Origin of the sequence: Neorhizobium galegae (assembly GCF_021391675.1) — a bacterium.
Lineage (GTDB): Bacteria > Pseudomonadota > Alphaproteobacteria > Rhizobiales > Rhizobiaceae > Neorhizobium > Neorhizobium galegae_B.
The window spans coordinates 416,957-430,083 of record NZ_CP090095.1 but is presented as its reverse complement, the minus strand read 5'-3'; the positions used below and the strand labels follow the sequence as shown (position 1 = coordinate 430,083).

The 13,127-nt window shown below is 60.3% G+C and carries 16 protein-coding genes; 9 read left to right on the top strand and 7 right to left on the bottom strand.

From position 1 onward, the window contains the following. Nucleotides 1–10 precede the first annotated feature (10 nt). From pheS to infC, 4 genes are all read right to left on the bottom strand, one after another. Complete coding sequence (gene pheS / locus LZK81_RS02080) at nucleotides 11–1,093, bottom strand: phenylalanine--tRNA ligase subunit alpha (protein ID WP_233955044.1); 1,083 nt, start codon at nucleotides 1,091–1,093, stop codon at nucleotides 11–13. A 155-nt stretch (nucleotides 1,094–1,248) separates the two neighbouring features. Further along, nucleotides 1,249–1,653: a 50S ribosomal protein L20 gene (gene rplT / locus LZK81_RS02075; protein WP_037079680.1), complete on the bottom strand. Its 405-nt coding sequence runs from the start codon at nucleotides 1,651–1,653 to the stop codon at nucleotides 1,249–1,251. A gap of 40 nt (nucleotides 1,654–1,693) precedes the next feature. Beyond that, complete coding sequence (gene rpmI / locus LZK81_RS02070) at nucleotides 1,694–1,897, bottom strand: 50S ribosomal protein L35 (protein ID WP_037079683.1); 204 nt, start codon at nucleotides 1,895–1,897, stop codon at nucleotides 1,694–1,696. Between the two features lie 197 nt (nucleotides 1,898–2,094). Then, complete coding sequence (infC, locus tag LZK81_RS02065) at nucleotides 2,095–2,631, bottom strand: translation initiation factor IF-3 (RefSeq protein ID WP_046603008.1); 537 nt, start codon at nucleotides 2,629–2,631, stop codon at nucleotides 2,095–2,097. A gap of 182 nt (nucleotides 2,632–2,813) precedes the next feature. On the opposite strand from infC, the gene LZK81_RS02060 reads away from it, so the two are divergent. The 3 genes from LZK81_RS02060 (at nucleotide 2,814) to LZK81_RS02050 (ending at nucleotide 6,082) form a co-directional block, all read left to right on the top strand. Further along, complete coding sequence (locus LZK81_RS02060; RefSeq protein ID WP_233955043.1) at nucleotides 2,814–3,617, top strand: alpha/beta hydrolase; 804 nt, start codon at nucleotides 2,814–2,816, stop codon at nucleotides 3,615–3,617. Nucleotides 3,618–3,747: 130 nt separating this feature from the next. Further along, nucleotides 3,748–4,362, top strand: coding sequence for a transglutaminase-like cysteine peptidase (locus tag LZK81_RS02055; RefSeq protein WP_046603006.1), 615 nt, complete (start codon nucleotides 3,748–3,750; stop codon nucleotides 4,360–4,362). 184 nt (nucleotides 4,363–4,546) lie between these two features. Further along, the gene (locus LZK81_RS02050) at nucleotides 4,547–6,082 is read left to right on the top strand and encodes a sensor histidine kinase (RefSeq protein WP_233955042.1); all 1,536 of its coding nucleotides are present in this window, start codon (nucleotides 4,547–4,549) and stop codon (nucleotides 6,080–6,082) included. Between the two features lie 153 nt (nucleotides 6,083–6,235). Here the strand turns inward: LZK81_RS02050 and mbfA are convergent, their stop codons facing one another. Beyond that, nucleotides 6,236–7,219 (bottom strand): iron exporter MbfA, encoded by a 984-nt coding sequence (mbfA, locus tag LZK81_RS02045; RefSeq protein WP_046603004.1) that lies wholly within the window; start codon nucleotides 7,217–7,219, stop codon nucleotides 6,236–6,238. A 239-nt stretch (nucleotides 7,220–7,458) separates the two neighbouring features. On the opposite strand from mbfA, the gene LZK81_RS02040 reads away from it, so the two are divergent. The 6 genes from LZK81_RS02040 to LZK81_RS02015 all read left to right on the top strand — a co-directional run bounded on the left by LZK81_RS02040 (nucleotide 7,459) and on the right by LZK81_RS02015 (nucleotide 11,356). Continuing rightward, entirely contained in the window at nucleotides 7,459–8,565 is a 1,107-nt protein-coding gene (locus LZK81_RS02040; RefSeq protein WP_037079698.1) for a TRAP transporter substrate-binding protein, read from the top strand. A 144-nt stretch (nucleotides 8,566–8,709) separates the two neighbouring features. Next, the gene (locus tag LZK81_RS02035) at nucleotides 8,710–9,816 is read left to right on the top strand and encodes a TRAP transporter substrate-binding protein (RefSeq protein WP_046625553.1); all 1,107 of its coding nucleotides are present in this window, start codon (nucleotides 8,710–8,712) and stop codon (nucleotides 9,814–9,816) included. A gap of 359 nt (nucleotides 9,817–10,175) precedes the next feature. Continuing rightward, a complete protein-coding gene (locus LZK81_RS02030; RefSeq protein WP_007770461.1) occupies nucleotides 10,176–10,385 on the top strand; it encodes a cold-shock protein in 210 nt (69 codons plus the stop codon). 126 nt (nucleotides 10,386–10,511) lie between these two features. Next, nucleotides 10,512–10,799, top strand: a complete 288-nt coding sequence (locus LZK81_RS02025) for a hypothetical protein (RefSeq protein WP_046603002.1) — start codon at nucleotides 10,512–10,514, stop codon at nucleotides 10,797–10,799. Nucleotides 10,800–10,850: 51 nt separating this feature from the next. Further along, nucleotides 10,851–11,093, top strand: a complete 243-nt coding sequence (gene rpsU, locus LZK81_RS02020) for a 30S ribosomal protein S21 (RefSeq protein ID WP_037079713.1) — start codon at nucleotides 10,851–10,853, stop codon at nucleotides 11,091–11,093. 41 nt (nucleotides 11,094–11,134) lie between these two features. Beyond that, the gene (locus tag LZK81_RS02015; protein ID WP_046625551.1) at nucleotides 11,135–11,356 is read left to right on the top strand and encodes a hypothetical protein; all 222 of its coding nucleotides are present in this window, start codon (nucleotides 11,135–11,137) and stop codon (nucleotides 11,354–11,356) included. A 61-nt stretch (nucleotides 11,357–11,417) separates the two neighbouring features. Here LZK81_RS02015 and LZK81_RS02010 read toward each other — a convergent pair whose 3' ends face one another. Together LZK81_RS02010 and LZK81_RS02005 are read right to left on the bottom strand one after the other, a co-directional pair. After that, nucleotides 11,418–12,632, bottom strand: coding sequence for an MFS transporter (locus LZK81_RS02010; RefSeq protein WP_233955041.1), 1,215 nt, complete (start codon nucleotides 12,630–12,632; stop codon nucleotides 11,418–11,420). A 200-nt stretch (nucleotides 12,633–12,832) separates the two neighbouring features. Then, on the bottom strand, nucleotides 12,833–13,003 hold the full coding sequence (locus LZK81_RS02005; RefSeq protein WP_172723891.1) for a hypothetical protein: 171 nt from the start codon (nucleotides 13,001–13,003) through the stop codon (nucleotides 12,833–12,835). Nucleotides 13,004–13,127 lie beyond the last annotated feature (124 nt).

Here is a 13,127-nt window from a genome sequence, read left to right as displayed (position 1 = left end):
GCTCTCTGGCTCAGGCGCTCAACCCACCGAACAGCGTCGGCATGTCGAGCGGGCGGAAACCGTAGTGGTTCATCCAGCGGACGTCGGCGTTGAAGAAGTCGCGCAGGTCCGGCATGCCGTATTTCAGCATGGCGATGCGGTCCAGCCCCATGCCCCAGGCAAAGCCCTGGAATTCGTCCGGATCGAGCCCGCCGGCGCGCAGCACGTTCGGGTGCACCATGCCGCAGCCCAAAATTTCCATCCAGTCGGTGCCCTCGCCGAACTTGACGATCGGGCCGGAGCGGTCGCACTGGATGTCCACTTCGAAGCTCGGTTCGGTGAACGGGAAGAAGGACGGGCGGAAGCGCATGGTGACGCTGTCGACCTCGAAGAAGGACTTGCAGAACTCTTCGAGAATCCAGCGCATGTTGCCGACATGCGACTTGCGGTCGACGACCAGTCCTTCGACCTGATGGAACATCGGCGAGTGGGTGGCGTCGCTATCCTGGCGATAGGTCTTGCCGGGGATGATGATGCGGATCGGCGGCTTCTGTGATTCCATCGTGCGGATCTGCACCGGCGAGGTGTGGGTGCGCAGGACCTTGCGCTCGCCATTCTCGTCGGGCTGGAAGAAGAAGGTGTCGTGCATCTCGCGGGCCGGATGGCCTTCGGGGAAGTTGAGCGCCGTGAAGTTGTAGTAGTCGGTCTCGACGTCCGGACCTTCGGCGATCGAGAAGCCCATGTCGCCGAAGATGGCCGTGATCTCGTCGACGATCTGACTGATAGGATGGATGCGGCCGCGCTCGGCGGGCGAGGAGCGCACCGGCAGCGAGATGTCGACCGTCTCGGCCTTGAGGCGGGCCTCGATCGCAGCGTCCCTCAGCACCGTCTTGCGCTCGGCAATGGCCTCGGTGATCTCGTTCTTCAGCGCGTTGATCGCCGCCCCACGGGTCTGGCGCTCTTCCGCCGACATCGAGCCCAGCGTCTTCAGGAGTTCGGAGACGGAGCCCTTCTTGCCGAGAGCGCCGACGCGCACGGCCTCGATCGCCGCCTCGTCACTGGCGGCGGCGATTTCCGCCAGAAGCGAAGTTTTCAGGTTTTCCAGATCGGACATGGTTTCTTCCGTTTGATGCTCGGCGAGATCTATTGCGAGGTCGTGACGGCTGTTTGTCGGAATGACGTGCGCAGTGCAAAAGAAAAACCCGCGCCAGCCGTAACCAGCGCGGGTTTCCCAAAATCAGTAAAGCTAATTAGCTTGGGAAGCGCTGGTTACCGAACCGCGCTTTCAAACTCGTTGGTGGTGCCGGCTTCCTTGAGGTAATCAAGCGCCTTCTTGGCAGCAGCAACCAGAGCACCGAATGCTTCCGGCTCATGGATTGCCATGTCGGAGAGAACCTTGCGGTCGACTTCGATGCCGGCCTTGTTGAGGCCGTCGATGAAGCGGCCGTAGGTCAGGCCGGATTCGCGGACGGCAGCGTTGATACGCTGAATCCACAGGGCGCGGAAATTGCGCTTCTTGACGCGACGGTCGCGCGTGGCGAACTGACGCGAACGATCGACGGCAGCCTTGGCTGCACGGATCGTATTCTTGCGGCGGCCGTAGAAGCCCTTGGCTGCCTTCAAAGTCTTGGTGTGCTTGGCGCGGGAAGTGACGCCCCGTTTTACGCGTGCCATGTCATGATCTCCTTAACTGATCCAAAAGTGACGAGGGGTCTCAGAGACCGTTCGGCAGGTAGTTCTTGATAACCTTCTTGCCATCGGGTTCGGCAAGGACCATCGTTCCGCGTGCATCGCGGATGAACTTGTTGGACCGCTTGATCATGCCGTGGCGCTTGCCAGCGGCGGCTGCAACGACTTTGCCGGTCGCGGTGATCTTGAACCGCTTCTTGGCAGCCGATTTCGTCTTCATCTTGGGCATTTTGCTACTCCAGTTTTGTATCGAAACCGCAGACGAGGCTGGTTTCAAGCATTTTAGAACAGCCACGGCATGCCCTGCCGGACCGTTCGGAACGCGCGCTTATAACCGCAGTCGGTCGAAAGCGCAATGGGAAAGAAAAACGCGGCAAAAGCCCGGCCGAAATGCCGGTTGATCCGCGAAAGGCCGACGGTGGGCGCTTATTTCGGCGCCAGCACCATCATCATCTGGCGGCCTTCAAGCTTCGGCTCGGCTTCCACCTTGGCGATTTCCGTGGTGTCGTCCTTGACCTGAAGCAGGAGCTTCATGCCGAGTTCCTGGTGGGCCATTTCGCGGCCGCGGAACTTCAGCGTCACCTTGACCTTGTCGCCTTCTTCAAAGAAGCGGTTCATCGCCTTCATCTTCACGTCATAGTCATGCGTGTCGATGTTTGGACGCATCTTGATTTCTTTGATTTCGACGATCTTCTGCTTCTTGCGGGCTTCTGCCGCTTTCTTCTGGTTCGCATATTTCAGCTTGCCCAGGTCGAGGATCTTGCACACTGGCGGCTCGGTGTTCGGCGAGATCTCGACGAGATCGAGGCCGGCGTCCTCAGCCATCTTGAGAGCCTGCTCGGTCGGAACGATACCAAGGTTCAAGCCTTCGGCATCGATAAGCTGGACCTTGGGAATGCGAATTTCCCGGTTGGAGCGTGGCCCGTCCTTAACAGGGGCATCGGTTTTGAATGGTCTGCGGATGGTCGTATTCTCCTAGATTGTTTCGGCACCGCAGCGACACATCGAGAGCGCCCGGCTTGCGGCCGACGGCAATGTCGTGATCGCTACGGCGAAGTCAATAGCATAGCCGCGCGAAAAAATCACCTGCTGTCCGCATGTCGCGAATCTGTTTTATAAGCGCGGCAAAACCTCAGGATTCCACCATGACCGACGCTGCCAACCTTACCCGCAAAACGATCACCGTCGGCTCCGGAACGCTTGCGCGGGAGATCGCAATCATCCACCGGGCCGCGCGCAGGAAAAAGGCGGGGCCTGCCTTCGTCTGGCTCGGCGGCTACCGGTCGGACATGACGGGCACCAAAGCCGTCGAACTCGACGCGCTTGCCGGCGAACTCGGGCTCGCGGCAATCCGGTTCGACTATTCGGGCCACGGCACTTCCGGCGGCGCCTTCCGTGACGGGACGATCTCGCGCTGGTTGGAAGAGGCAATCGCCGTCCTTGACGACATCAAGCCGAAACGCGTCATCCTGGTCGGCTCGTCGATGGGTGGGTGGATCGCGCTGCGCCTCGTGCAGGAATTGAAGAGACGCAGGAAGGCCGCGAAGGTCGACGGCATCGTGCTGATCGCGCCGGCGCCGGATTTCACCGCGGAACTGATCGAGCCCAATCTCACCGAAGCCGAACGGCAGTCGCTTGCCGAGCGCGGTTATCTCGAGGAGCGATCCGAATACAGCCCGGAGCCCAACATCTACACGCGCGCCCTGATAGAGGACGGCCGCAGCAATCTGGTCATGACGGGCATTATAGAGACCGGCTGTCCGGTTCACATCCTGCAGGGCATGAAGGATCCGGACGTGCCTTACGCCCACGCATTGAAGCTCGTCGAATTCCTGCCGGCCGACGACGTCGTCCTGACGCTGATCCGCGACGGAGATCACCGGCTCTCCAGGCCCCAGGACATCGAAAAATTGCGCGCTGCGGTCTCGGCCCTAATATTTAATGATTAAATTTTGGGCTGATACAAAAATGTTGCAGCCTTAACCATAATGCGAGCGATGACCCGTTAACAAAACTCGCTGATTGACTCTTTCGCCCGTCCGCCCTTAACGTTTCATTAGGATTTGAAGGGACGGGTCCATGATGATAGCCTTGCAGGCGCGGCGCATAGCCGTGATCCTAGTTAGCGTACTTGTACCAGTGAGTGCTGCAGTTCCGGCTCCAAGGCCAATGGCCGCAATGGTCACCGGTGCCGTCACCTCCCAGCCGATCGGCCATTACGAATTCTGTCATAAATATGCGGCGGAATGTTCCATCAAGAGCCGCTCCGCTCCTTCCCCCAAAGTCAGCGCCAAAGGCTGGGCTGCGGTCCGTCAGATCAACCGGGCTGTCAACGCTCGTTACATCGCCAAGACGGACAAGGAAGTCTACGGCCGCGAAGAGGTCTGGAGCTATCCGAGCAATTTCGCCGATTGCGAGGACTTTGCGCTCGAGAAGCGCAAGGAACTCGCGGCGCAGGGCTTCGCCCTATCCGATCTCCTGATGACCGTCGTCCGCAAACCGGACGGCGAAGGCCATGCGGTCCTGACGTTGCGCACGTCCGACGGGGATTTCATCCTCGACAACCTCGATAACGAGGTGAAGCCCTGGTTTGCGACGCCCTACACCTTCCTGAAGCGCCAGGCCTCGTTCAATACGGGCCGCTGGGTCACCATCGAAAACGGCCGCGACCTGCTGGTCGGCGCGTTGAAATAACCCGCATCTTTAAGTAACGATTGACATTCGCCCGCAACCGATGAGATTGCGGGCGAATGTTTTGGTATCGCCATATCGGAAGACATTTCCTCAGTGCGCCCAACCTGCTAGGAGGGAATCTCTGAAACCGGAGCGGGTTGTGCGTGACGAGGTGATAACAGGTTTGCCCCGCGCGGTCCGTGCGATGAGGCCCACCCTCCCGATCCTGTTGACCGGTGTATTCCTCGTTGTCCTGTTGGCGGTCGCCGGGCTCATCGTCCTCGAAAACTACCGAAATGCCCTGAAGGAAGGCGAAGCTCGCGCGCTCTCGTCCGCGCATGTGGTCGCCGCCCATCTGGAGTGGATGATCGAGGCAAGCGACCAGGCTCTGCGGCGCATCGAAACAGAGGTGGCCAGCCGGCCGATCGATGCCTCGCCTGTTCTTGCAGCCGATCTGTCGCGGGCTGTCGGCCAGCTGCCGGCCGGTTTTCAATATTCGCTTCTGGATGACGCCGGCGTCGTGCGCTTTTCCAGCGCCGATGGAAGTGCCGCTGGCAATGCATCCGACAATCACAGCGAACGCGCCTATTTCAAGAGGCTGAGGCAAGGCCAGGAGCTGACTTTCACCCGGTTGCTCGACAACGAACGTGCCGGCAAGCCATCCTTCACCATCGCACGGCGGATCGACCGAGACGGGATTTTCCGAGGCGCCGCCAGCATTACCATCCCGAACGAGAGCCTGGACAGCTTCTGGGCCTCGTTGGGGCTCGGGCCGAACTCTACGATTTTGATCATCAGGGACGACGGCTGGCTGATGGCCCGACGGCCGGCGACAACGCGCCCGATCGATCTCAGTACGACCGCGTGGTACCCGATGACGCGCCAAATGCCCTCCGGCTTCTACCACAGTCCGGTCTCGCCGATCGACGGCCATGCCCGCATCGTCGCCTTCTGGAAGGTCTCCGGCTGGCCGCTCATCGCCCTTGCGGCCATCGCACGGCAGGAAATTCTCGACCAGTTCTGGCGCAATCTCCTGTCGGACGCGCTGATCATGCTGCCGTTGATGGCGCTGCTGGTCCTCGGCGCCTTCTGGATCAACCGCCTTCTCTATCGCACCGCCGTCCGCAACGAAGAACTGGAGCAGGCGGTGGAGCGCAACCGCTTCCTGCTGCGGGAAATTCATCACCGGGTGAAGAACAATCTCCAGGCGGTGCTGGCGCTCGTGCGGCTGCAAGCCTTGCCGGTCGATGCTCGTGACGACATGACGAGGCGCATTGCCGCGATGATCGCCGTGCACGAACAGATCTACCAGAACGATCAGTTCGAAGAGGTCGAGGTGGCGCCCTATGCCACCAAGCTGATCACCGACATCGCCTCGGGCTATGAGACGCCCGTCGTGCTCGATCTCAGGCTGCAGCCGTTGACCGTCGATCGGGAGCAGGCTTTGCCGCTCGGGATGATCATCAACGAAGTCGTTTCCAACTCGTTCAAATATGCCTTTGCCGGTCGGCAAAGCGGCAGGCTTTCCGTCGAACTCCGCGAAGACGGCGACAATCTGAGCCTCGTCATCCGCGACGATGGGCCGGGCATCGAGGCCTTCAGCCGGGCCGGCGGCATGGGCAGCAAGCTGATCGCCAATTTCGTCAAGCAGCTCGGCGGGCATTTCACCACCCACAATGACGGCGGCGCGGTGTTTTCGCTCGAGGTACCCCGGACGCGGGCGCCACAAGCGGCTGCGTGAGCGGACGGTACAGGCAACACCAGCAGCCTACCGACCGCGCGTTTGAGCTCCGGGAGTGTGCCGCGCCGGATCCCGGCCCTTCGCTTTGGCTCAGGGCGTTCAGCGCTCAAAACACTCCACCGGAGCGTTTTGACGGCTTGCAGCCGTCGCGCTTCACCCATTCCCGATCAAGATACCTGCGGCGAGCACCAGCGATCCGCCAAACACCACCTGTACGACTGCCCGCAGAAACGGCGTTTCCATGTAGCGGTTCTGGATAAAGGCGATCGCCCAGAGTTCGAAGAAGACGATGATCGCGGCAACGATGGTCGCGGTCCAGAAATGCGGGATCAGGTAAGGCAGCGTGTGGCCGAGGCCGCCGAGCGCCGTCATGATGCCGGAGGCAAACCCACGCTTGATCGGCGAACCGCGTCCGGAAATCTTGCCGTCGTCGTGGGCGGCTTCCGTAAAACCCATGGAAATGCCGGCACCGACCGAGGCCGAGAGGCCGATCAGGAATGTCGACCAGGTGTCGCCGGTCGCAAAGGCCGCAGCAAAGATCGGCGCCAATGTCGAAACCGAACCGTCCATCAGACCTGCGAGACCCGGCTGCACGTAGGTGAGGATGAACTGGCGGCGGGCGGTCTCGTCTTCCTCGGTCTTCACGTCGTCGGTCACATGCTTGTCGCCGAGCATGCGGGCGATATCCTCATGCCCCTGTTCGGCAATCGCCAGATCACCCAGCAACTGCCGCGTCGAGGCGTCGGAAACCTGCTTTGCCGCTTCGGTATAAAACCGGAAAGCCTGTTGCTCCATGGCTTCCGCCTGTTCCCGGATGGTGTCGAGCGACAGGTTGCGGGTCAGCCAATCCGGCTTGCGTTCGTAGAAACCGCGTACATGTTCGCGGCGGATCAGCGGGATGCGCTCACCGAAGCGTGAGCGGAACATCTCGATCAGCATGTTCTTGTGGGTCTGCTCGACTTCCGCCATGTCTTCGAACACCTTCGCGGATGCGGGAAACTGATCCTTGAGATTGTCCGCATAGGCGAGATAGATCCGCGCATCCTCTTCTTCCGAAGCGATGGCGAGCGCCAGGATTTCCTTCTCGTCGAGGGAGGCGAATGAGCGCTTGGAACTGGAAAGAAGGCGGGCGAGCATGGAAAAACCTCTTATTAGAATAATTCTAAACTAAAGCCTCGCCTGAAAACTTCAAGGGATTTCTGCCTTCCCGCGATCGAAAGATGGCGGGAAGGCGTGGCGCAATATCCGGAAAGATTGCTGCGATGCAGCGTAATTTTCCGGATTTTTTTCTTGCTGTTCCCGAAACGAAAGGACTATGAGCTGCGCCGCGCGGCCAAAATCCGGGCACCTCCCAAAGTTTAGAAGGCATAGATCCCATGAACCGCAGAAACTTCTTCCGGCAGGCCGCGACCGCCGGCGTGGGCGCCGCTGCAGCGACCGCGCTCGCAGCGCCTGCCATTGCCCAGGAATCCCCGAAGATCACTTGGCGGATGACCTCGTCGTTCACCAAGAACACCGACATCCTCTGGTCCGCCGCCACCGACATCGCGGAAAGCGTCAAGGAAGCCTCGGACGGCAACTTTACGATCCACACCTTCTCCGCTGGTGAAATCGTGCCGGCTCTGCAGGCCGCCGATGCCGTTTCCAACGGCACCGTCGAAATGGCGCATACCTGCGCCTATTATTATATCGGCAAGGACCCGACGTTTGCGCTCGGTACCGCCGTTCCGTTCGGTCTCAACGCCCGCCAGACCAATGCATGGTTCTCGGTCGGCGGCGGTAACGAACTGCTCAACGACTTCCTTGGCGGCTACAATCTCTTCGCGCTGCCGGCCGGCAATACCGGTGCCCAGATGGGTGGTTGGTACCGCAAGGAAATCAACACGATCGAAGACCTGAAGGGCCTGAAGATGCGCATTGCCGGCCTCGCAGGCCAGGTGATGCAGAAACTCGGCGTCACGCCGCAGCAGATCGCCGGCGGCGACGTCTATGCGGCGCTTGAAAAGGGCACGATCGACGCCACGGAATTCGTCGGTCCCTATGACGACCAGAAACTCGGCTTCGTGAAGGTCGCCAAGTACTACTACTACCCGGCATGGTGGGAAGGCGGCCCGGCCGTCCACGCCTTCATGAACAAGGACAAGTTCAACGCCCTTCCGAAGAGCTACCAGCGCATGATCAAGGATGCATGCGCCAATGCCAACCAGAACATGCTTTCCCGCTACGACACCAGCAATGCCAAGGCGCTGCGTCAGCTCGTTTCGGAAGGCGCCGTCCTGAAGCCGTTCAGCCCGGAAATCCTCGAAGCCAGCTACAAGGCTGCGCTCGAAGTCTATGCCGAACTCAACGCCAAGAACGCCGCCTTCAAGAAGATCTACGACAGCCAGCAGGCCTTCAAGAAGGAAGGCTATCTCTGGAACCAGATCGCCGAATACAGCTATGACACCTTCATGATGGTGCAGCAGCGCAAGGGCACGCTGTAATCCATCCCTGCCAGATCAGGTTCGAAAAGCCCGGAGCGATCCTCCGGGCTTTTTTCGTCCGGAATTTGCTTGCCGTCCCCGAAACGATGGGATTAAGACCGGCATAACGCGAGGCCCGCGCATCCGAAGCCCAGGAGCATTCTCATGAACCGCAGACGTTTCTTCAAGCAGGCCGCCACGGCCGGGGTCGGCGCAGCTGCCGCTACCGCGCTCGCCGCCCCGGCGATTGCCCAGGAAAGCCCCAGGGTGAACTGGCGGCTGACCTCGTCCTTCCCGAAAAGCCTCGACATCATCTTCAATGCCGCCAACCAGATCGCCGACAGCGTCAGGAACGCCACTGACGGCAAGTTCACCATCCAGACATTCGGGGCCGGCGAAATCGTGCCGCCGCTGCAGGCGGCAGACGCGGTTGCCAACGGTACGGTCGAGATGGCCCATACCTGCTCCTACTATTACATCGGCCAGGACCCGGCATTTGCGCTCGGCACCGCCATTCCCTTCGGCCTCAATGCCCGCATGACCAATGCATGGTTCACGGCAGGCGGCGGCAACGACCTGATCAACGAATTCCTCGCCCCGCGCAATCTCTATGCCCTGCCGGCCGGCAATAGCGGCACCCAGATGGGCGGCTGGTTCCGCAAGGAAATCAACACCATCGATGACCTCAAGGGCCTGAAGATGCGGATCGCCGGCCTGGCGGGCCAGGTCATGCAGAAGGTCGGCGTCACCCCGCAGCAGATCGCCGGCGGCGACGTCTATGCGGCGCTCGAAAAGGGCACGATCGACGCCACCGAATTCGTCGGCCCCTATGACGACCAGAAACTCGGCTTCGTGAAGGTCGCCAAGTACTACTACTACCCGGCATGGTGGGAAGGCGGCCCGGCCATGCATGCCTTCTTCAATCTCGAAAAATTCAAGAGCCTGCCGAAAAGCTACCAGCAGATCGTCACCGACGCCTGCGCTGCGGCTAACATGAGCATGCTCGCCAATTACGATGCCCACAACGCCACGGCGCTGAAGAAGCTCGTCGCCGAAGGCGCGATCCTGAAGCCTTTCAGCCGCGAGATCATGGATGTCTGCTTCAAGGCGGCTATGGAGACCTATGCCGAGCTCTCGGCCAAGAGCCCGGCCTTCAAGAAGATCTATGACAGCCAGCAGGCCTTCAAGAAGGACGCCTATCTCTGGGCCCAGATTGCCGAATATTCCTACGACACCTACATGATGACGCAGCAGCGCGCCGGCACGCTCTGACCGTCCCACCGCAATGACATACACCAAGCCCGGAGCAACCCTCCGGGCTTGGTGTTTGAAAAAACGGTCGTCAATGCGTCAGCATCGGCTTCCGAAACTGCCAAAGCGGTTGCTAATTTCAATATTGTATCGTAAAATCATATCGTTGATTGAGAAAATCGGCATCGCCGTTGAGCTCCCGGAAAATTAAATCTCCGTGGCAGCATTGATTATCAACGGATAAAGCTTATATTGACGCTATCGAAAATTGCTTGCGACCTTTGTTCACGGGCCTGGTGCTCAGTCAGATTTCCTCTCAAATATCGATCAAAGCGGACGGAATACTGTCCGCAATCTCTAACGATTGAAAGGAAATCGTTATGAATACTGGCACCGTGAAGTGGTTCAATAGCACCAAGGGTTTCGGCTTCATTCAGCCTGATGACGGCGCGACGGACGTTTTCGTTCACGTTTCGGCTGTTGAACGTGCCGGCATGTCTTCCCTGACGGAAGGTCAGAAGATCTCCTACGAGATCGTTCGCGACCGCAAGTCCGGCAAAAGCTCGGCCGACAACCTCCGGGCCGCATAAGGATGTCATTCGCCTCGGCTGACCACGGATGTACTGGCAGCGACGGCTTGAATGACGGGAAGAGGTCGGGGTAACGCCCGGCCTTTTTGTTTTGCCCCGGCTTTCGGCCGGTCCAAGGAGAACACGATGAGCGCAAATGTCTATGCCATAGGCGATAACATCGTCCTCAAGGCAGGCCTTACCCGGACCGCCACTGGCGACCGGACATGCCGCGTCGTGGGCCTTCTGCCGGCAGCCGATCGTGGTGAAAACCAGTATCGGGTACGTTTCGGCAGCGAAAATTTCGAGCGCCGGATCGTCGAAAGCGATATCGACACTTCGGAGACCGCATCGTCGGCCAAGACGGACGAGGCTTCCGCCGACGCTCCGAGCGGGCCTTGGCTGAAGCCGTCGAGCATTCGCATTGGCAAGTGATTCAACACTTCGATCGAACGCGGGATCTGCCCGCAATGGAAAGGATTTAGTTTGCAGGTTCTAGTCAGAGACAACAACGTCGAGCAGGCACTCCGGGTGCTGAAGAAGAAGATGCAGCGCGAAGGCGTCTTCCGCGAGATGAAGGCGCGCAGCGCCTACGAGAAGCCCTCCGAAAAGCGGGTACGCGAAAAGGCTGAAGCCGTTCGCCGCTACCGCAAGCTGGCGCGCAAGAAGATGCAGCGCGAAGGCCTCCTGCCGGCACCTAAGAAAGTGATCCGTCCGGCGCGCGGATAACTTGTCAACCGCACGGACATCCCATCAGGAAGGAGGATAGTATGGCCGCCACCAAGGACGAATTCTTCAATCCCACCAAGCTTTCCGCGCGTGACAAAGCCGCTGCGACAGATCACACCGCGCGCTCGATCATTAGTGCGGAAGCGACCCAGCGGGAAAAGAAAACCGAGAAATTGAGGCAGCTTCGTCTCGAACGCGAAGCTGCGGAGCCTGTTCCGGCCCCTGCTCGAGCCAAGGGCCGCAAGGCCCCGGCCGATCACTGAATTTCAAAAAGCCCGGAATTTTCCGGGCTTTTTGCTGTGTGGCTCACAGTCGCAGAGCTGCTCAGGCCGCCTGAAGCTGCGCCGGCTGGCGCGGCAGCGGCGGGAAGGCGAGAGCGATCGCCACGGCTCCGAGGCCGACCAGCGCCGATCCGAAGAACAGCCAGTCATAGTTGGCGAAGTGGTCGAAGGCCCAGCCGCCCGCAAGCGGCCCGAAGGCCATGCCGATGCTCGACAGCATGGTCGCGGCGCCGAACACGGTGCCCATGATCTTCGGCCCGAAATAGTCCCGCGCCAGCACCGCATAAAGCGGCATCACGCCGCCATAGGTGCCGCCGAAGATCACCGCCAGCATGTAGAACTGGCTGAGATCGCTCACCATCGTGTAGGCCGCAATGACCACGGCCTGGATCATCAGTCCGCCGATCAGCACCGGCTTGACGCCCAGCCTGTCGGCCAGAAGCCCAAACAGAATGCGGCCGCCAAGGCCCGCCGCCCCCTCGACGCTGTAGATGCTGACGGCCGACATCGGCGCCACGCCGCAGAACATCGCATAGCTGACCATATGGAAGATCGGTCCGGAATGGGCCGCGCAGCAGGCGAAGAAGGTAAACCCGAGCACCAGGAACTGCGGCGAGCGGAACACCCGCGACAACGGCATGCCGGCACCTTCGGCCTGAGGTTCGGAGGCTCCGCCGCCCAAAGCCGCCACGACCGGCGGATTGCGGACCAAAAAGGCCGTCGGGAGGAGCAGTATCCAGGCGCCAATGCCGATAAAGAGCATCGCTATGCGCCAGTCGTCATAGGCGGTGATCAGCCAGCGGGCAAAGGGCGAGATGGTCATCGGCGCCATGCCCATGCCGGCGGAAACCAGCGAGACCGCAAGGCTGCGATGCTCGTCGAACCAGGACATGGTGACGGCGATCATCGGTGCGAAGAAGGCGCTCGCGGCAAGTCCGATCAGACAGCCATAGATCAGCTGGAAGGCAAGGAGGCTCTGCGCCTGGCTGGCAAGCACCAGCGCCAGGCCGAGAAGCGCGGCCCCGATCAGCACGACGATACGCGCTCCGAAACGGTCGCTCAACGTGCCCCACATGAAGCCGCCGAGACCCATGACGACGAAATTCAGCGTCATCGCGCTCGAAATGCCGGCATGCGACCAGCCGGTCGCCTTGGCGATCGGCTCCAGAAAGATGGCCAGCGAAAACGTCGTGCCGACGGCGACGCAGCCCATCAGGGCGCCGGCTGCGACGATGACCCAACGATAATTGCTACTCATGTCTACTCCCCATATGTCACAGGTTCCGAGATCCGGACGGATCGCGCGACATCGCAATGCCATCCTTGAACCCAGGACGTGTGAGGCCCCCTCCCTGCCGACACACCAACCGATTTTTTTCGCAACCGGATTTTTGGATCATATAACAAAAAGCCCCGCACGCGGCGGGGCTTTCCAAATCTCTTGATCGTGGTGACGTCCTAGCTACTGCCGGTGTTGGGACGGTTCTTGCCGACATTGGTATTCGTCGATGCCGTTTTGCCGTCCGGGTTCTGGCCGTAATAGGTACCGCCGAGGTGGCCACCGGCACTGGTGTTCTCCACCTGGCGCTCGGCGCGTTTTACGGCCTCCTTCACGTCACTCTTGCTCATGTCTGCCTCCAGCTTTGGGGTTGGTGACAGAGGTGTAACCGCCCGGCGCGCCAAGTGTTCCCCGCTCATTTGCCGACCGGGCGCTACAACTGACACCCAAGCTTCACACGCCGCGGATAGGCTT